The organism is Kribbella sp. NPDC000426, from assembly GCF_040300265.1.
Taxonomy (GTDB): domain Bacteria; phylum Actinomycetota; class Actinomycetes; order Propionibacteriales; family Kribbellaceae; genus Kribbella.
On sequence record NZ_JBEPDK010000006.1, the window covers coordinates 173245 to 191491 of the forward strand.

Genomic DNA, 18247 nt, shown 5'->3' on the forward strand with positions numbered 1-18247 from the left:
AGGCAGCTATGAATCCTGTGCGCCGGGGACAGTGGCAGACGGCTTCGGACGTGCTGACCCAACTTGCCCGTCAGCCCGGGATCACCCGGGCCGCGGTCGCGCGGACGCTGCGATTGAGCACGGGTTCGGCGACAGAAGTGACTGCTCGGCTACGCGACGTTCACCTGGTGACCGAAGTACCGGCGCCTAGTCAGGGGCGGGGTCGGCCGACGACGCTGCTGCGGGCGCATCCAGAAGGACCTGTGGTGCTCGCGCTCGACCTGCGGCAGAGCAGTTGGCGGAGTGCGATCGTGACGCTCGACGGGTCGCTGCAGGATCCGGAGCACCGGCGTCACCGGAGCAGACGGCCGCAGGTGGTGCTGCACAACCTGCGCCGGCAGGTGGAGCAGGCACGGGAGCAGTACGGCGACCGGCTGCGGATGGTGAGCCTCGCCGTACCAGGGACCATCCGCGACAACCACCTGATGCAGGCGCCGACGCTGGAGTGGGCCGAGCTGGATCTGGAGGCCGTGACCGAAGGCACTGGGCTGCCGCTCTTGGCCGGCAACGACGCGACTCTGAGTGGCGTGGCGGAGGCTCGTACGGGCGCCGCCGCGGGAGCTGGTACGGCGCTGCACCTGATCATCGAGGTGGGCATCGGCGGGACGCTGCTGATTGACGGCGTGCCGGCGCAGGGGGCGTCCGGTGCGGGCGGTGAGTACGGGCATATGCCGTTCGGTGACCGCTCAAGGGCGTGTCCGTGCGGTGCGCGCGGGTGCTGGGACCTGGAGATCGACGGGCGTGCTCTGGCGCGGCACCTGAAACAGGGGCGGCCGGACGACCCGTACGCGTACACGGAGCAAGTCCTGCGGCGCACAGACCGGAGTGCGCAGGCCGCAGTCACCAAGGTGGTGTCAGCGCTGGGCAGCGGCATCGCAGGGCTGGTCAACGCGCACGACCCGGATGTGATCACCATCGGAGGGCTGGCGATCCCACTCCGGGCGGCTGCCGAGCGCACGTTCAAGGACGCCTACGAGGGTGGGCTGATGACGTTCCACCGCGGCACTCCCCCACCGGTGCTGCCTGCGACCCTGTCCGACGGTCCGCTCCGTGGCGCGGCGGCGCTGGCGCTCGACCAGCTCACCACGGAGCCCGCGATCGCCGCGTGGGTGGCGCGGCGCTAGTCGGCCACCTGTTGCGCGACGGCCTCTTCGACAACGGCCTCGTCCACGACGGCTGCTTCGTCAGCCTCTTCGGCCTTCGGCTTGGGGACGATCGGCGGCTCGACCTTCGCCAGGATCTCAACGATGTCGTGCCGGTGGTGCTGGATCTCGTGCGCGGTGTGCCGGATGATCCAGCCCAGTGTCCGCGGCGCCCGCACCGGGTAGTTGTACAGCCCCAGCTTCCCCAGCTCCTGCGGCCGCAGCACACGCGCAGCCGCACCGAAGTCCTTGGCGTTGCGCACCAGCGCGGCCGCCACCTCCATCGGGTCCTGGTTCTCGTACTTCTCCTGCTTCACCCGACCGGTCCGGTCCATCGGCGCGTACACCGGCCGGTCCTCCGCCAGGCACTGCGCGATCCGCAGCCGCTGCACCTCGAGTACGTCGCGCACGTGGCACGCATACTCGATCGCGGACCACACCTCCGGCTCCGGCCGCAGGCGCACGACGTTCGCATCCGGACCGGCCGCGGCCTTCGTCAGCGCCATGCTGCAGTCCGCCGACTGCCGGATCAGCAGGGTCACAGTGCCCTGCAGATCACCGGTGTCGTAGTTGAAACCGCACTGCTCGCAGTACCCGTCGACCGGGGGCTGCTGCTTGGTCAACTGCTTCTCCCTCGAAATCTCCACGCATGATCGACCGGACCGATCCCGTCACCGAGTGCGAACCCGGCCGCGATCGCTCCGGTCACGTACTCCTTCGCGGCACCGACCGCGCCCGGCACGTCGTACCCACGTGCCAGGTACGACGCGATGGTGCTCGCCAGCGTGCATCCGGTGCCGTGCGTGTGCCTGTTGTCCGCGCGGACCGCGCTGTACGAACGCCGTACCCCCGGACCGTGCAGCACGTCCACAGCCGCCGTCCCGACGTCGTGGCCGCCCTTCACGAGTACCCAGCGTGCACCGGCGTCCAGCAGTAGCTTCGCCGCGAGCTCCCGGTCCTCGATGGTCTCCAGCTCGACCCCGGCGACCGGTCCGAGCTCGGTGAGGTTCGGAGTGAGGACCGTGGCCAGCGGGACGATCTCGGAGCGTACGGCGTCCATCGCGTCAGCAGCCAGTAAGGCGTCGCCGTGCTTGGACACCGACACCGGGTCCACCACGATCGGCACGCCCTCCGGCAGCGTCCGCAGCAGCGAGGCGACGACCCGCACCATCGACTCCGACGCCAGCATGCCGGTCTTCACCGCGTCCACGCCGATGTCGTCGACCACGCTGTGGAACTGGGCGCGCACCTGCTCCTCCGGCAGCTCCCAGGCGCCCTGGACGCCGAGGCTGTTCTGCGCGGTGATCGCGGTCAGCACGCTCATACCGTGCACGCCGTTCGCGAGCATCGCCTTGAGGTCGGCCTGGATCCCGGCCCCGCCGCCGGAGTCGGACCCGGCGATCGTCAGCACTCTGGGCGGTGCGATCCCGACCGGCATCTCAACTCCTGAAGTGGGCGTGTCCTGTCTCGTCAGCATACGGCGAGCCGTCCACCGTCACGGTCCCGGCCGGGCGTTCCTCGTTGCCCTCAGCAACCGACCCGATGACGGTCCAGCCCTCGGGCACGTCGGCGGGCTCGAAGGTGCCGACCAGGGCGTGGTCCTCACCGCCGGTCAGCACGAACTTCAGCGCGTCCACACCGGTCGCCGCAGCAACCGCCTGCAACGGCTCCGGCACGGTCAGCGCCTTCGTGTGGACGTCGATGATCACCTGGCTCGCAGCGGCGATATGGCCCAGGTCGGACAGCAGTCCGTCGCTCACGTCGCACAGTGAGGACGCTCCAGCGACCGCGGCGCGCGGACCTTCGGCGTACGGCGGTTGCGGGCGGCGATGCGCTTCGACGACTGCCCGCGGTGAGCGGAAGCCGCGGGCGAGAACGGCCCAGCCTGCCTCGGCCCAACCCAGCCGGCCGACGTACGCCACCTCGTCGCCGGGGCGGGCGCCTGACCGCAGTACCGGCCGGCGTCCGTCCAGCGAACCGAACGCGGTGACCGACACGACGATCTTGTCCGACTGGACGGTGTCACCGCCGACGATGCTCGCCTCGACCAGTTCGCACTCGTCGACGAGGCCCTGGTTGAGCTCCAGCGCCCAGGCGGTCGGCAGGTCGGCCGGACCGCCGAAGCCGACCACGAGCGCAGTCGGCCGGGCACCCATGGCCACCACGTCGGCCAGGTTCTGTGCGGCCGCCTTACGGCCCACGTCGTACGCGGACGACCAGTCCTGGCGGAAGTGGCGTCCCTCGACCAGCAGGTCGGTCGTGATCACCATGCGGCCGTCCGGCACTGCCATCACGGCCGCGTCGTCACCTGGACCTACCAGGACGTCCTCACCTGTGGACAGCCCTTTGGTGACGGCCGCGATCAGGCCGAACTCACCCGTGCTCCCCAACGTCTCTGTCACGTCAGCAGACCTCCCATATCGCTGACCGGAGTCTAGGCGGTACCGTGACCGGGCAACTATGAGTACGCCCGGCTGTCTCGCAGTACTGCACGACAGCCGGAGCCAGCTGAGGACGACTGAGTGGAGAACGACGTGGTGGTCCAGGCCTACATCCTGATCCAGACCGAGGTCGGCCGCGCGGCCGACGTCGCCGCGCAGATCGCCGAGGTCCAGGGCGTCACCCTGGCCGAGGACGTCACCGGTCCGTACGACGTGATCGTCCGCGCGGAAGCCCGCAACGTCGACGAACTGGGCAAGCTGGTGGTTGCCCGGGTCCAGAACGTTCCCGGCATCACCCGTACGCTGACCTGTCCCGTCGTCCACATCTGAGCCGTCCACACGAGGACCCGTCTGTTTTCGGTATGCCCAAAATCCTGCTAGCTGCACTCGGCGTGATCGTGCTCGCCGGGTGCAGCCCGGGTCCGACGCCGGTCCCGGTTCCCTCCGCCGCGCCCGAGGTCGCCGCCGCCTGCACGCAGCTCATCCAGGCGATGCCGGCGAAGGTGCTCGATCAGCAGAAGCGGAAGACCTCGCCCGAGAGCCCGCTGACCACCGCGTACGGCGACCCGCCGATCGAGGTGACATGCGGCGTCGCGCCGCCGGCCGGGACGGCCGACGACCTGTCCAAGTGCTTCCAGGTCAACGGCGTCGGCTGGTTCGCCAAGCAGGTCAAGAACGGCTACATCTTCACCACCATCGGCCGCGAGCTCTATCTCGAGATGGCTGTTCCGTCGAAGTACTCCCCCGAAGCCAACGCGCTCACGGACGTCTCGGACGCTATCCACAACCACAACAAAGTCGTCACGCCCTGTACCTGACGAGTGCATACTCCCTGGCGAGATCGAAAATCGTCTGTTGACGGTGTCCGGTTGGGCGCCTCGGGGGCGACGTCTCGGGTGGAGGCGCCCGCGGTGGGCGTCCGGACGACGGGAGACAGTTGTGAAGTACATGATCCTGACGTATGCGTCGCAGCAGGACTACGACGGGATGGCCGGGAAAGAGACCGAGAAGCCCGCGTGGACGGCGGAGGCCTTTGCCGCGATGGGGGCGTTCATGGAGAAGTTCAACAACGAGTTGGCCGAGTCGGGCGAGCTGGTCGAGACGCGGGCGCTGGCGGCGCCGGTGCTGACGCGGCGGCTCGGGTCCAAGGACGGGCAGGCGGTGGTGACGGACGGTCCGTACGCCGAGACCCAGGAGGTGCTCGCCGGGTACTGGATCGTCGAGTGCGAATCGTTCGATCGGGCGACGGAGATCGCGTCCCGGCTCGCGGATACGCCGGCGCCTGAGTTCCTGCGTGCCACGGCGTACGCCGACATCCGGCCGATCGTCGAGGGCCAGGACGACCTGGTGGGGTGACCGGGATGACCGTCGCGCTTGGGGAGCTGCTGCGGGAGTTGGCGCCGCAGGTGCTGGGTGCCTTGGTGCGGCGGTACGGGCATTTCGACACGGCTGAGGACGCGGTGCAGGAGGCTCTGCTGGCGGCGGCGGAGCAGTGGCCGGTGGATGGTGTGCCGGACAGTCCTCGCGGGTGGTTGATCACGGTGGCTTCTCGTCGGCTGACGGATCTGCTCAGGCGGGAGCAGGCTCGTCAGCGGCGGGAGGACCGGGTGGCGCACTGGGCGCCGCAGGGTGAGCCGGTCGGCGGTGCGGACGACACGCTGGTGCTGCTGTTCCTGTGTTGTCATCCGGCGTTGTCACCGGCGTCGCAGATCGCGTTGACGCTGCGGGCGGTCGGTGGTCTGACGACGGCGGAGATCGCTCGGGCGTTCCTGGTGCCGGAGGCAACCATGACGCGGCGGATCAGCCGGGCGAAGGCGAGTGTGAAGGAGAGCGGAGCGCGGTTCACCTTGCCGGCCGATCGCGAGGAGCGGCTGGGTGCGGTGCTGAAGGTCGTGTACCTGATCTTCAACGAGGGCTATGCGAGTACGACGGGATCCAGCCTGCAGCGGGTGGAGTTGGCGGCCGAGGGGATCCGGTTGGCGCGGATGCTGCATCGGTTGCTGCCTGCCGACCCTGAGGTGGCGGGGTTGCTGGCGTTGATGTTGCTGACCGATGCGCGACGGCCGGCGAGGACCGGGCCGCTCGGTGAGCTGGTGCCGATGGCGGAGCAGGATCGGTCGCTGTGGATTCCGGAGCTGATCCGGGAGGGCGTGGAGCTGATCACGGCGGCGTTGCCGCGGGGGCCGGTCGGGCCGTACCAGTTGCAGGCGGCGATTGCTGCCGTTCATGACGAGTCGCCCAGTGGAGAGGAGACTGATTGGCCGCAGATCGTCGCGCTGTACGAGGTGTTGCTGCAGTTGACCGACAACCCGATGGTTGCGCTGAACCACGTGGTCGCTGTCGCGATGGCGCGGGGTCCGGACGCGGGGCTCGCGCTGCTGGGTGAGATCGAGGACGACGAGCACCTCGCGAAGGACCACCGGCTGGCGGCGGTCCGGGCGCATCTGCTGGAGATGTCAGGTGATGCGGCTGGTGCTCGCGAGGCGTACGAGGAGGCGGCGAGCCGGACCACCAGCCTCCCCCAACAGCGCTACCTCCACTCCCGGGCCAGCCGCTTGTAGCCGGCCCGCCGGGAGTTCCCGGCCCGCCGGGAGTTCCCGGCCCGCCGGGAGTAGGAGGTGACGCCGGGAGTAGGAGGTGACGCCGGGTGGGTTAGCGGAGGCCGGTGGGGCGGGTCATGGCTAGGGAGAGGAGGTGTTCGACCAGTGCTGCGTAGTCCTTGCCGGAGGCGGCCCAGAGGCGGGGGAACATGCTGGTCGGGGTGAAGCCGGGCATGGTGTTGATCTCGTTGATGATCACGCGGTTGTCGGCGTCGAGGAAGAAGTCGACGCGGGCCAGGCCCTCGGCGTCGATGGCGTCGAAGGCGGTGAGGGCCTTGGCGCGGACCTCGGCGGCGATCTTCTCGGGGAGGTCGGCCGGGACCGAGAGCGCGGTGTACTCCTCGCCTTCGGGCAGGTACTTGGTCTCGAAGTCGTAGAAGTCGTGGCCGCCGCCGGAGACCGCGATCTCGCCGCAGACGCTGACCTCGGGCTTGGCGCCGTCCAGGCCGCCGAGTACGCCGACCTCGATCTCGCGCGGGTGCTTCGCGGACGCCTCGACGATCACCTTCGGGTCGTGGGCGCGAGCCACCGCGACGGCCTCGTCGAGCTCGTCGAGGCTGTTCACCTTGCTGATCCCGAGGCTCGAGCCGCCGCGGCACGGCTTCACGAACACCGGGTAGCCGAGGGCGTCGACCGCCGCGCGGCAGGCGTCCTGGTCGCGGGTCCAGTCGCGGTCGCGGATCACGACGTACGGCGTGACCTCGAGGCCGGCGGCCTGGAAGACGACCTTCATGTAGTGCTTGTCCATGCCGACGGCGCTGGCGAGTACGCCGGAGCCGACGTACCGGATGTCGGACATCTCGAGCAGACCCTGGATGGTGCCGTCCTCGCCCCACGGGCCGTGCAGCAGCGGGAAGACCACGTCGACCTGGCCGAGCGTGCTCGGGACCTGCTCGGGTTCGCTGATCACGAGCTCGCGGTTCGCGCCGAACAGCACCGGCATCGCGGTCACATCGACCTCGGGGAGCTTGCCGTCGGTGATCGACAGCCGCTCGGGGTCGCCGCTCTCCAGCACCCAGTGGCCGCTGGTGCTGATCCCGATCGGGACGACGTCGTACTTGTCCCGGTCGATCACCTGCAGAACGTTGGCCGCGGTGACGCAGGAGATGGCGTGCTCGCTCGACCGGCCACCGAAAACGACGGCGACGCGGGGCTTGCGCTGTTGTTCGCTCGAGTACTCACTCACCGGCTCGACTGTAGCGGCCCGGGGATCAGGTTCCGACCAGGGTTCGGTTAAGACCCCTTCAGATCGCGCTCCGTAGCGAACGGCGCCGAAGTCAGTCCCAGGCGACTGGCAACGCTGTCACTCCGTACACGAGCGTGTTGTCCCGGTACTCGATCTCCTCGAACGGTACAGCGAGTCGCAGCGTCGGGATCCGCGCGTACAGCCGGGTGAAGACCTCGTGCAACTCGACCCGCGCCAACTGCTGCCCGAGGCACTGGTGCGGCCCGAACCCGAACGCCACATGCGCCCCGTCCGACCGCTGCAGATCCAGCCGGTCGGGATCCGGGAACACGTCCGAATCCCGGTTCGCCGAGGACAGCGCCGCGATCAGGTAGTCGCCTGCCTGCAGAGTCGCGGCCCCGACCGGCAGCTCGTCCGTGACATGACGGAACAGCCCGAACTGGACGACGGACAGATACCGAAGCAGCTCCTCGACCGCGGCCGGCGCCAGCGTCGGATCGGCCCGCAGCGCGGCCAACTCGACAGGGTTCCGCAGCAGCGCGAGCGTGCTCAAAGCGATCATGTTCGCCGTCGTCTCGTGCCCGGCGATCAGCAGCGTGATCCCGATCGACACCAGCTCCGGCAAGGTCAGCGGCTCGCCAAGCTCCTCGCCACGGGTGATGAGCCGCGACAGCAGGTCGTCCGACCGGGAGGACTGCTTCGCCAGCACCAGCCCGACCATGTACTGGTTGAGCGCGTCGCTGACCCGCATGATCTCGTCCCGATCGCCGTCGACCCGCACCAGCGTCGCGCTCCGCTCCTGGAACTCGTCGCGATCCGCATAAGGAACACCCAGCAGCTCGCAGATCACCAGCGACGGGATCGGCAGCGCGAACGCCTGCACCAGATCGACCGGCCCGCCGGCGGCGAGCATCGTGTCGAGCTGGGTGTCGATCATCGCGGCGATCCGCGGCCGCATCGCCTCCATCCGCTTCACCGCGAACTCGGTCGCCAGCATCCGCCGCAGCCGTTTGTGGGCCGCACCGTCCGCGTGCAGGATCGAGCCCGACTCGGCCTCCCGGTCCAGATCCGCGCCCGGTACGACGTGGTCCGACGGCGCGGACCGCGAGCTCAGCCGGCTGTCGCGGAGCAGCGTGCGTACGTCGTCGTACCGGCTGACCACATAGGCGTCGACGCCGGCCGGGGTGGAGACCTTCGCCAGCTCGGGAGTACGGCGGAATCCGGCGTACGCCGAGGCCGGGTCGAAAGGACACCCGGACGGCCGGTCGACGGGGAAGCTCTCGGTCATCAAACCCTCCCGGAAGATTTTGGTAGTGACTACCATATGGCTGAGTCAACCAAACAGAAGCAACATCCGGCGAGTCGGCGAACCGGTACCCTGCCCGCGGAGGTGCTGATGGGACTGCGCGAGGTGAAGCGGGAGCGGACCCGCCGGCTGATCGCGGACAAAGCGTTCGAGCTGTTCAACGACAACGGCTTCGGCCGGACCACGGTCGAGCAGATCGCCGCGGCGGCCGAGGTCGGGCCGAGCACGCTGTACCGGTACTTCCCGACCAAGGAGACGCTGGTCCTCGAGTTCGTCGAGGACTGTCTGGGCGACGCGGTCAGCTGGTTCCGTGAGCAGCCCGAGCTGGAGCTGACGGCCGGCCTGCAGGCGGTGATCGAGCGCGTCCTGGAGCAGCTGGAGACCAATCCGGGCCGGGTGCGGGCCGTGTTCGACATGGCCGCGCAGACGGCGTCGGTGAGCGCTCATCTCAACGAGCTGATCTGGCGCTTCCGTACCGACCTCGCCGACGAGCTGGTACTGCGGTTGCCGGCCGACAGCCGGGCCGAGTTCACCGGCGCGCTGGCGGCCGGGATCGCGATGAACATCATCGAGACGGTGGTCCGCGTCTGGGTCGACACGCCCGATACGACGGACGCGAAGTCGCTCGCTCGCCAAGCGATGAGTCTGCTCCGTACCGGCGGCATCCCCCTGCCCGCAGCTACCTACCGGGTCAGCGACAATTCGCGGTATGACTCCTGAGCTTGATCCCTCCACGGTCGTCGTCCACGCCGGGCGGCCGGAGCGGGTGCCGAATGCGCCGGTCGGTGAGTCGCCGGTGTTCAGCTCGACGTACGTCGCCGGCGGAGATCGCGGGTACGGGCGGTTCGGCAACGACGCGTGGTCGGCGCTGGAGGAGACGCTCGGCGAGCTCGAGGGCGGCCGCGGGGTGACGTTCGCCTCGGGGATGGCGGCGGCAGCGGCGGTGATCGACATGGTCCCGGTCGGCGGGCGGGTCGTGGCGCCGCAGCACGCGTACTCCGGCGTGGTGGCCCTGCTCGATCAGCAGACCGAGACCGGCCGGCTCATGGTCGAGCACGTCGACATCGCGGACACCGACGCCGTCAAGCAGGTCGTCGACGGAGCCGACATGCTGTGGATCGAGTCACCGACCAACCCCGCGATGGAGGTCGCCGACATCCCCGCGCTCGCCGAGGCGGGCCATGCGGCCGGCGCGATCGTTGTCGTGGACAACACGTTCGCTACTCCCCTGCTCCAGCAGCCACTCCGGCTCGGCGCGGATGTCGTGATGCACTCGGCCACCAAGTTCATCTCCGGCCACTCCGACGTCATCCTCGGCGCGGTCGTCACCGCGGACGACGACCTGTGGTCCGCGATCGAGCACCGCCGCCGTGGCCTCGGCGCGATCCCGGGCCCGATGGAGGCCTGGCTCGCGCTGCGCGGTCTGCGTACCCTCGCCCTGCGCCTCGAGCGCGCCCAGTCGAACGCCGCGTTCCTGGCTGAGCGCCTGCTGGCACACCAGCGCGTCAGCCGCGTCCGCTACCCCGGACTGCCGAGCGACCCGGGCCACGACCGCGCCAAAGCCCAGATGTCCGGTTTCGGCGCGATCCTCGCCGTCGAACTCGGTGGCGACGCGGCCCTCGCCCAGCGGGTCTGCGAGCGCACCGAGCTCTGGGTGCACGCGACGAGCCTCGGCGGCGTCGAGTCGATGCTCGAACGCCGCCGCCGCTGGGCGATGGAGGTCCCGACGATCCCCGAGGACCTGATCCGCCTGTCGGTCGGCATCGAGCACCCCGACGACCTCTGGGCGGACCTCGAACAAGCCCTCAGTTAGCAGCATTCTTCGGCGCCGACCCCTTGAGAACAGGGCCGCCGAAGAACGTCAGCACACAGAGCACGACCGGCAGGATGAACGCGATGTTCAGCGGCATCCAGTGCGCGAGTCCGCCGATCAGCGCCGGCCCGGCCAGCAGTCCGACGTATCCGAGGCCGACGACGCGCGCCATCAGCGCGCCCGAAGACCGCGGGTCGAGGTTGCCCGCGGCGGTGAAGAGCTGCGGTACGCCGCCCGCGAGGCCCAGCCCGAAGACGGCCCAGCCGACGAGCGCGGCCGGCACCCACGGTACGACGATCACGAGCGTCAGACCGACCGCCGCCATCGCCGCGCCCCACCGGACGATCGCCGCCGGACCGACGACGGCCGCGACCCGGTCGGTGAGGAATCGGCCCACGGTCATCGCGACCGCGAACGCGCCGTACGCGTAGGCCGCCGTGCTCACGGAGGTGCCGAGGATGTCGCGGAAGTGCAGTGCGGCCCAGTCGTTCGCGACGCCCTCGGACAGCATCAGGCCGAAGGCGAGTCCACCCAGAGCCCAGACCAGCTTGGCCGACGGCTTCGCCCGCTGCTCCCCCTCGGCGACGTCGTCCTCCGGCGGAACGGTTGCCTCCAGCAAGAACCGGCTGGCGACGAGCGACAGCGCGATGCACAGCACACCGGCCGAGGCGAGGGTGACCTCCGGCGGTACGTCGGCCCGCAGCGTCGCGGCACCGACGATCGCGGCGATCGCGCCGCCGATCGACCACATCGCATGGAAGGCGGCCATGATCGGTCGCGGGTAGCCGCGCTCGACGACCACGGCCTGCGCGTTCATGCCGACGTCGATCGAGCCGTTGCCGAAGCCGATCAGGATCAGCGTGAGGCCGAGCGTCCACCAGTTCGTCGCGAGGCCCGGTCCGGCGAGTGCGATGCCGAGCAGGATGCCGGCCGCCGGGACGAGCCGGCGCTGGCCGAGCTTGTCGACGAGCGGACCCGCGACCTGCATACCTGTGAACGCCGCGCCGCCGAGGACCAGCAGGAGCAGTCCGAGCGTGCTGTGGGTGATGCCGGTCTTCTGCTCGATGCTCGGGATGTGCACGACCCACATCCCGACCGCGAACCCGTTCAGACCGAAGTACATCCAGGTGGCGACCCGAGCGGCGCGCGGCGGCGCGGTCTGCGGTCGCAGATCAGTCGCGGTCAAGAAGCCACCTCTACCAGAACGCCTCGTTGGGTCAGGATTGTGCGTTGGTCTTCGGGCGCCGACTCGTCGGTGATGATGAGGTCCGGGCGGTCGGCGGGGCAGACGTACGCGAGCGCCGAGCGGTCCCACTTGGCGCCGTCCGCGAGTACGACGGTGCGGGTGGCGACTTTCATCGCCTCCTGCTTGACCTCCGCATCGCCCAGGTCGAACGCCGTCAGCCCCGCGTCGAGACTGAACGCGCACGGACTCAGTACGGCGGCGTCGAAGCGCAGCGCTCGCAGCGAGGCGACGGTCAGCGGGCCGACCAGCGACAGTTCGCCCTTGCGCGCCTCGCCGCCCGGCATCAGCAGCCGGATCCGCGGCGCGTCCGCCAACTCGTGCGCGACATGCAGCGAGAGCGGCATCACCGTGAGAGCGCGGTCGTGCAGCAGTCGCGCGGTCTCCAACGCGGTCGTACCGCTGTCGAGGACGATCGTCTCGCCGTCGTGCAGATGCTCGACCGCGGCCTTGGCGATCGCCTTCTTGGCGGCGGCCGCGGCCTGCGTGCGGAGCGAGTACGGCGGCTCGAGGCCGGACGGCATCGCGGACACGGCGCCGCCGTGGACGCGCTTCAGCACGCCCTGCGCCGCCAGGAAGTCGAGGTCGCGGCGGACCGTCATATCCGACGCCTCGGTCGCCTCGACCAGTTCCTGGACCGACACTCGGTCGACGACTCGTAGTCGTTCTACGATCACTTGATGCCGTTCTGCACTTCTCACGTGCAAAAATCTACCATCCGTCTGATCGTTCAAACAGATAGCGTGTTTGCTTGTGACTGAAGACACCGCCCTCGTCAAACGTTCCCGGTACGCCGTGGCCGCCGTCTTCTGCGTGCACGGATCGGTGACCGGATCGTTCGCGACCCGGGTGCCCTGGATCCAGGAACACGCGGGAGTGTCCGCCGGGCAGCTCGGGCTGGCGCTCGCGTTCCCGGCGCTCGGCGCGGCGCTGATGATGCCGCTGGCGGCCCGGATCAGTCACCGATTGGGCACCCGGAACGCGCTGCGCGGTCTGCTCGCGCTCTGGACCCTCGCGCTGATCCTGCCGTCGCTCGCCCCGGGTCTGCTGACGTTGTGCGCGGCGCTGTTCATCTACGGCGGTACGGCGGGCATGGCCGACGTGGCGATGAACGCGCTTGGTGTCGAGATCGAGCACCGGCTGAAGAAGTCGATCATGTCCGGGCTGCACGGTCTGTGGAGTGTGGGCGCGCTGCTCGGTTCGGCGGTCGGGACGATCGCTGCCCACAAGAACATCAGCGCACAGCTCCATCACGCAGTCGTAGCCGTCGTGCTGACGGTGATCGGTGCGGTGGTGTGTCACTTCGTGCTGAACATCCATCCGGAGGAGGACGAGGAGCCGCCGGCGCGGTTCGCGCTGCCGCCGAAGTCGGCGTTGCTGATCGGGGCGGTCGGGTTCTGCGCGGTGTTCGCGGAAGGTGCGAGCCTGGACTGGTCGGCCGTGTACCTGCGGGACATCCTCGACAGCTCGGCGGGGGTCGCGGCCGGCGCGACGACCGGGTTCGCGTTGACGATGGCGGTCGCCCGGTTGACCGGCGATGCGGTGGTTGATCGGTTCGGCGCCGTACGGACGGTGCGGTGGAGCGGTGTGATCGCGACGCTCGGCGGGTTGCTCGTGGTGGTTTCGCCGACGGCGGTCGTGGCGATGGCCGGCTTCGGCCTGATCGGCGTGGGGATCGCGGTCGTCGTACCGCTCGCTTTCGCCGCCGCCGGTCACACCGGCCCCAACCCGAGCCAGGCGATCGCGGGCGTCGCGACCATCACCTACGCGTCCGGGCTGGTCGCCCCGTCGATCATCGGCGGCATCGCCCAGGCCAGCAACCTGACGATGTCGTTCATCGTGGTCACCGCACTGGCCGCGGGAATCGGCGTGTTCGCCCGCGTGCTCGCACCCCGTCGGGCGGATGCCCGCTCAGCCCAGTAGGCGGTTGAGGACTTCGGCTGCTTCGTCGTAGCCGGCGTCGGCGATGCGTTGGAGTTCCAGGAGGTCCTTCGCGGCGGCGGCGCGGCGGGTGAGGTGTTCGCCGGCGCGGTCGGAGCCTTCGTCGAGTAGTTCGCTCAGGGCCTCGGCGTCGTTGCGCTCGTCGGCCAGATCCGCGAGCCGGTCGAGCGCCTTCTCGTTGCCTTCGTCGGCGAGCGCGCGCAGCGTGTCCCAATCGGTCATGCGGCCATCGTGCGACATTGCCCCTAGGGCAAGGTCAAGAATGGTGTCGTGCTCACCATCGGACAGCTGGCGCGGTACGTCGGGGTGTCGACCAAGACCGTCCGCGTCTACCACGCGAAGGGCCTGCTCCCCGAACCCGAGCGGGACGCGTCCGGATATCGCCGGTACGGCGCGGACGCGGTCGTCGAGCTGGTCCGGATCCGCATGCTGGCCGACGCCGGCGTGCCGCTCGCCCGGATCCGCGAGCTCGGGTCTGCGCCGGACGAGCTCGGGACCGCAGTCAAGCAGATCGATGCCGACCTGACTGCCCGCATCAAACGACTCCGCGACACCCAGCGACGGCTCCGCAAACTGGCCGCCGGCGAGATCCGCATCCTGCCGGCCAACGTCGAGGAGCACCTCGCCGGCTTGACCACGCTCGGCTTCACCGACCGATGGATCGCGATGGAGCGGGACCTGTGGATCATCGTCTACGCAACCCATCCGGACCTGGCCGGCACCTTGTTCCACGACCAGGCGCAGGCGCTGACGCAGCCGGAGCTGAGGAACCTCTACCTCGCCGCCGACCACGCCCACGACCTCGACCCGGACGACCCCGCCCTGACGGAGCTCGCCGACCGGATCGTTGCGGCCAGCATCCAGCGCTACGGAACCGAGCCACCCGGCAGCGAGGCCGATCCCGCCATCCCCGACCTCCTGCAGAACACGCTCAACGCATCCTCACCGGGCTGGCAGCAGCTCGACTCGTTGATCCGCCGCCGAATGGCGGACGCCGGGTTCACCCTTCGGACATCCCCGGAGGACCGCCGGAGCGAGTGATACCAATGCGAGGATGAACGAGCTGCGGTTTCGGACGGCTGGGGCAGATGACGCGGCAGCGGTGGCTGAGCTGCACGGGGACAGTTGGCGGCGGCACTACCGCGGTGCGTACGCCGACGCGTTCCTCGACGACGAGTCGGCCGGCTATCTCGACGCGATGTGGGCCAAGCGGCTGGCAGCGCGCGAGGGCACGCGGACGACGCTCGCGGAGTACGACGGTCAGCTGGTCGGGCTGGCCCACCTGATTGTCGGCGCCGACCCGAAGTTCGGTGCGCTCGTCGACAACCTGCATGTCCGCGCTCCACTGAAGCGGCAGGGGATCGGGACACAGCTACTCGCGTTGACCGCCAAGGCGCTGCAGGAGGACGCACCGGGGTCCGGGATCTACCTGTGGGTCCTCGAGCAGAACACGGCCGCACAGGGGTTCTACGAAGCGCGCGGCGGCGTCCGTGGCGACCGCAAGGACGTCCCACCGCCCGGCGGCGAGCCGCGGCGGCTCAACGGGCAACCGGCCTGCTTCAGGTACTACTGGCCGGATCCTTCGCTTCTTGCTTGATGGTCTCGATCAGGGCGTACGACGCCTGACTGGCCGCCTCGGGATCGCGCGCGCGGATCGCCTCGAGTACGTCGACATGCGCGTCGAGGATCCGGTGGTCCTCGGGCATCGTGGCGGTCTGGTGGATCGACTCGGTCAGCACTTCGGCGATCGCGTCGTACAAACGCAGCAGCAGCGGATTCCCGCTCGCGACCACGACTCCGCGGTGGAAGTCGGCGTCAGCAGCTACGAACGTGTCCAGGTCACCCGCAGCCGCCCGAGCCTCCAGTGCGACGACCAAAGCCGCCTGGCTGTCCTGGTCGGGGCGCTGAGCGGCCAGGCGGGCAGCTGCGGCCTCGATGCCGGCGCGGGCGTCGAGCACGTGCGTCAACGATGCGGAGAGCTCGTCCCTGACCAGTACGCCGCTGATCTCGTTCGTCGCGCGGACGTAGGTGCCGTCGCCGACGCGCGGCTCGAGCAGGCCGGTCAGGCTCAGCGAACGCAGCGCCTCGCGGATCGTCCCGCGGCTGACGCCGAGCTCGGTCGCGAGCTGGTTCTCGCCGGGGATCCGCGAGCCGCGCGGCCAGGCCCCGGACTCGATCTGGGCACGGAAACGCTCCGACACCTGCAGCACGAGCGGCACCTGCCGCACTGGTCCTTCGATCGACAACGCGCCCACCTCCGTTTCGGGGATAGCGTACAGTGTGTAAATGTCGGACATCTGCAGAGAGCGGGAACAGGGAGAGGTGTGTCGTGGCGGTGTTGACCGAACCAGTGGCTCGGGAGCGGTCGGCGCTGATCACAGCGACCGCCTTCGTGGTCGCGCTGAGCCTCCGGCCGGCGCTGACCGCGGTCGGTCCGGTGCTGCCGCGGATCGGTCTCGACCTGCACCTGGGTGAGGCCGCGCAGGGCCTGCTCGGCACGCTGCCGCTGCTCGCGTTCGCAGCCGCCTCTCCCCTGGTGCATTTCGCGTCCCGCCGGTTCGGGATGGAGCGGACGGTCTTCGCGTCGCTCCTGGTGCTGGCGCTCAGCAGCGCGCTGCGCCCGTACACGGGCCACGCCGGTCTCTGGATCGGTACGGCGGTGGTCGGCGCGGCGATCGCGGTGGGGAACGTGCTCGTCCCGGTGATCATCAAGCGCGACTATCCCGGTCACGTGTCCCGCGCGACCGGCATCTACACGGCCTTCATCACCGGCGGTGCGGCGACGGCGTCGATCCTGGCCGTGCCGATCGCGGATGCAGTCGACTGGCGACTGTCACTCGCCGTCTGGGGCGGCCTGGCGCTCCTCGTGGCTGTGGTATGGCTGCCGCGGACGCTGGCACCTGAGCCGATGCCGGCCACGCACACAGACGACGAGACGCCTCCGGTCAGCGTCTGGAAGCAGCCGATGGCGTGGCTGGTCACGGCGTTCATGGGCCTGCAGTCCACGAGCTTCTACCTGTTCGTGAACTGGCTGCCCACCATCGAGATCTCGACCGGCGGGGTTTCCGAGCGCGCCACCGGCGTGCATCTGTTCATCTTCCAGGTGTTCGGCCTGATCGGCGGTCTGACGATTCCGCTGCTGCTCAAGCACCCGACCAACCAGCGGGCCGGTCTGATGACCGCGAGCACGCCGATCCTGATCGCGCTGCTCGGCCTGTTGCTGGCGCCGCACCTGGCCGTCGTCTGGGCGATCGTCGGCGGTCTGGGCCAGGGTGCCGGGCTGGTCGCCGCGCTGTCGCTGATCAGTCTCCGCGGCCGCGGGCACCACGAGACCACGCAACTGTCCGGGATGGCGCAGGCAGTCGGCTACACGCTGGCCGCGGCCGGTCCGGTCGTCGCGGGCTACCTGACCCAGGTAACCGGCGGCTGGAGCACGACGCTCATCGTGTTCGTCGTACTCTCAGCCACGCAGGTCACCATCGGGTTCGTCGCCGGACGCGACAACCGCTGACTTACTCGGCTGACTACTTGTCGGTCGCGAAGGCCGCGTCGAAAGCCGCCGCCGGCTTGTCGAACGCGAGCGCGCGGATGACGTTGACCGCCTCGGCGGCGCCGACCTTGCGCTCCATGCCGGCGTCCTCCCACTCGACCGAGATCGGGCCGTCGTAGCCGATCGAGTTCAGCACCCGGAAGCAGTCCTCCCACTTCACGTCGCCGTGACCGGTCGAGTAGAAGTCCCAGCCGCGGCGCGGGTCGCCCCACGGCAGGTGCGAACCGAGCCGGCCGTTGCGGCCGCCGCCGACCCGCATCCGGGTGTCCTTGCAGTCCACGTGGTAGATCCGGTCCTTGAAGTCCCAGAGGAACGCGACCGGGTCGATGTCCTGCCAGACCATGTGCGACGGGTCCCAGTTCAGGCCGAACGCCTCGCGGTGACCGATCGCCTCGAGTGTCAGCGTCGTGGTCCAGTAGTCGTACGCGATCTCCGACGGGTGCACCTCGTGCGCGAACCGCACACCCTCCTCGTCGAACACGTCGAGGATCGGGTTCCACCGGTCGGCGAAGTCCTTGTAGCCGGCCTCGATCCGCTCCGCCGGCACCGGCGGGAACATCGCGACGTACTGCCAGATCGACGAACCGGTGAAGCCGATGACGGTGTTCACACCGAGCTTCTTGGCCGCGCGGGCGGTGTTCTTCAGGTCCTCGGCGGCGCGCTGCCGGACACCCTCGGCGTCGCCGTCGCCCCAGATCCGGGACGGCACGATGGCCTGGTGGCGGAAGTCGATCGGGTTGTCGCAGACCGCCTGCCCCACCAGGTGGTTGGAGATCGCGAAGACCTGCAGGTTGTACTTCTCCAGGATGTCCTTGCGGCCCTGGACGTACGTGTCGTCGTCGACGGCCTGCTGGACGTCGAAGTGGTCGCCCGAGCAGGCGATCTCCACGCCGTCGTACCCGGCCTCGGACGCGAACTGGCAGACCTCCTCGAACGGCAGGTCGGCCCACTGACCGGTGAACAGCGTGATCGGGCGTGGCATCTGA

The 18247-nt window shown here is 69.5% G+C and carries 21 protein-coding genes; 11 read left to right on the top strand and 10 right to left on the bottom strand.

The genetic code is table 11. The features are described from left to right. Positions 1-8 precede the first annotated feature (8 nt). Positions 9-1163 (top strand): ROK family transcriptional regulator, encoded by a 1155-nt coding sequence (locus tag ABT313_RS29485; RefSeq protein ID WP_350860548.1) that lies wholly within the window; start codon positions 9-11, stop codon positions 1161-1163. Here the strand turns inward: ABT313_RS29485 and ABT313_RS29490 are convergent. The 3 genes from ABT313_RS29490 to ABT313_RS29500 are packed head-to-tail and all read right to left on the bottom strand — an operon-like array spanning position 1160 to position 3583. Continuing rightward, a complete protein-coding gene (locus tag ABT313_RS29490; RefSeq protein ID WP_350860550.1) occupies positions 1160-1804 on the bottom strand; it encodes a DinB family protein in 645 nt (214 codons plus the stop codon). The genes ABT313_RS29485 and ABT313_RS29490 overlap by 4 nt on opposite strands. Then, entirely contained in the window at positions 1801-2619 is an 819-nt protein-coding gene (gene thiD, locus ABT313_RS29495) for a bifunctional hydroxymethylpyrimidine kinase/phosphomethylpyrimidine kinase (RefSeq protein ID WP_350860552.1), read from the bottom strand. The genes ABT313_RS29490 and thiD overlap by 4 nt, the downstream gene beginning before the upstream one ends. A gap of 1 nt (position 2620) precedes the next feature. Beyond that, the gene (locus ABT313_RS29500) at positions 2621-3583 is read right to left on the bottom strand and encodes a thiamine-phosphate kinase (protein ID WP_350860554.1); all 963 of its coding nucleotides are present in this window, start codon (positions 3581-3583) and stop codon (positions 2621-2623) included. 132 nt (positions 3584-3715) lie between these two features. On the opposite strand from ABT313_RS29500, the gene ABT313_RS29505 reads away from it, so the two are divergent. The 4 genes from ABT313_RS29505 (at position 3716) to ABT313_RS29520 (ending at position 6183) form a co-directional block, all read left to right on the top strand. Further along, entirely contained in the window at positions 3716-3952 is a 237-nt protein-coding gene (locus tag ABT313_RS29505; protein WP_170990044.1) for an Lrp/AsnC family transcriptional regulator, read from the top strand. 32 nt (positions 3953-3984) lie between these two features. Next, on the top strand, positions 3985-4440 hold the full coding sequence (locus ABT313_RS29510; protein WP_350860556.1) for a DUF3515 domain-containing protein: 456 nt from the start codon (positions 3985-3987) through the stop codon (positions 4438-4440). A gap of 130 nt (positions 4441-4570) precedes the next feature. Beyond that, positions 4571-4978 (top strand): YciI family protein, encoded by a 408-nt coding sequence (locus tag ABT313_RS29515; protein WP_350861333.1) that lies wholly within the window; start codon positions 4571-4573, stop codon positions 4976-4978. 5 nt (positions 4979-4983) lie between these two features. After that, on the top strand, positions 4984-6183 hold the full coding sequence (locus ABT313_RS29520; RefSeq protein WP_350860558.1) for an RNA polymerase sigma factor: 1200 nt from the start codon (positions 4984-4986) through the stop codon (positions 6181-6183). A 91-nt stretch (positions 6184-6274) separates the two neighbouring features. Here ABT313_RS29520 and ABT313_RS29525 read toward each other — a convergent pair whose 3' ends face one another. Continuing rightward, entirely contained in the window at positions 6275-7408 is a 1134-nt protein-coding gene (locus ABT313_RS29525) for a D-alanine--D-alanine ligase family protein (protein ID WP_350860560.1), read from the bottom strand. Between the two features lie 91 nt (positions 7409-7499). Further along, positions 7500-8696 carry a cytochrome P450 gene (locus ABT313_RS29530; RefSeq protein ID WP_350860562.1) on the bottom strand — a complete coding sequence of 399 codons (1197 nt, stop codon included), beginning with the start codon at positions 8694-8696 and terminating at the stop codon, positions 7500-7502. A 108-nt stretch (positions 8697-8804) separates the two neighbouring features. On the opposite strand from ABT313_RS29530, the gene ABT313_RS29535 reads away from it, so the two are divergent. Then, complete coding sequence (locus tag ABT313_RS29535; RefSeq protein ID WP_350860564.1) at positions 8805-9434, top strand: TetR/AcrR family transcriptional regulator; 630 nt, start codon at positions 8805-8807, stop codon at positions 9432-9434. Beyond that, the gene (locus ABT313_RS29540; RefSeq protein ID WP_350860566.1) at positions 9424-10527 is read left to right on the top strand and encodes a trans-sulfuration enzyme family protein; all 1104 of its coding nucleotides are present in this window, start codon (positions 9424-9426) and stop codon (positions 10525-10527) included. Before ABT313_RS29535 ends, ABT313_RS29540 begins: the two co-directional genes overlap by 11 nt. Here ABT313_RS29540 and ABT313_RS29545 read toward each other — a convergent pair. Further along, positions 10520-11713 carry an MFS transporter gene (locus tag ABT313_RS29545; RefSeq protein WP_350860568.1) on the bottom strand — a complete coding sequence of 398 codons (1194 nt, stop codon included), beginning with the start codon at positions 11711-11713 and terminating at the stop codon, positions 10520-10522. The two genes, ABT313_RS29540 and ABT313_RS29545, sit on opposite strands and share 8 nt — an antisense overlap. Then, positions 11710-12471: a DeoR/GlpR family DNA-binding transcription regulator gene (locus ABT313_RS29550; protein WP_350860570.1), complete on the bottom strand. Its 762-nt coding sequence runs from the start codon at positions 12469-12471 to the stop codon at positions 11710-11712. The genes ABT313_RS29545 and ABT313_RS29550 overlap by 4 nt, the downstream gene beginning before the upstream one ends. A gap of 52 nt (positions 12472-12523) precedes the next feature. Here ABT313_RS29550 and ABT313_RS29555 point away from each other — a divergent pair, with 52 nt between their 5' ends. Then, complete coding sequence (locus tag ABT313_RS29555) at positions 12524-13693, top strand: MFS transporter (protein WP_350860572.1); 1170 nt, start codon at positions 12524-12526, stop codon at positions 13691-13693. Here the strand turns inward: ABT313_RS29555 and ABT313_RS29560 are convergent. Beyond that, positions 13682-13933 carry a hypothetical protein gene (locus ABT313_RS29560; RefSeq protein ID WP_350860574.1) on the bottom strand — a complete coding sequence of 84 codons (252 nt, stop codon included), beginning with the start codon at positions 13931-13933 and terminating at the stop codon, positions 13682-13684. The two genes, ABT313_RS29555 and ABT313_RS29560, sit on opposite strands and share 12 nt — an antisense overlap. Positions 13934-13981: 48 nt before the next feature. Here ABT313_RS29560 and ABT313_RS29565 point away from each other — a divergent pair, with 48 nt between their 5' ends. Together ABT313_RS29565 and ABT313_RS29570 are read left to right on the top strand one after the other, a co-directional pair. Next, positions 13982-14752, top strand: a complete 771-nt coding sequence (locus ABT313_RS29565; RefSeq protein WP_350860576.1) for a MerR family transcriptional regulator — start codon at positions 13982-13984, stop codon at positions 14750-14752. Between the two features lie 13 nt (positions 14753-14765). Then, the gene (locus ABT313_RS29570) at positions 14766-15308 is read left to right on the top strand and encodes a GNAT family N-acetyltransferase (protein ID WP_350860578.1); all 543 of its coding nucleotides are present in this window, start codon (positions 14766-14768) and stop codon (positions 15306-15308) included. Here the strand turns inward: ABT313_RS29570 and ABT313_RS29575 are convergent. After that, positions 15271-15957, bottom strand: a complete 687-nt coding sequence (locus ABT313_RS29575; protein ID WP_350860580.1) for a FadR/GntR family transcriptional regulator — start codon at positions 15955-15957, stop codon at positions 15271-15273. The genes ABT313_RS29570 and ABT313_RS29575 overlap by 38 nt on opposite strands. 83 nt (positions 15958-16040) lie before the next feature. Between ABT313_RS29575 and ABT313_RS29580 the strand changes: the two genes are divergently transcribed. Next, positions 16041-17222: a CynX/NimT family MFS transporter gene (locus ABT313_RS29580; protein ID WP_350860582.1), complete on the top strand. Its 1182-nt coding sequence runs from the start codon at positions 16041-16043 to the stop codon at positions 17220-17222. Positions 17223-17235: 13 nt separating this feature from the next. On the opposite strand, the gene ABT313_RS29585 is transcribed toward ABT313_RS29580, so the two are convergent. Continuing rightward, positions 17236-18243, bottom strand: coding sequence for a sugar phosphate isomerase/epimerase family protein (locus ABT313_RS29585; RefSeq protein ID WP_350860584.1), 1008 nt, complete (start codon positions 18241-18243; stop codon positions 17236-17238). Between the last annotated feature and the right edge of the window lie 4 nt (positions 18244-18247).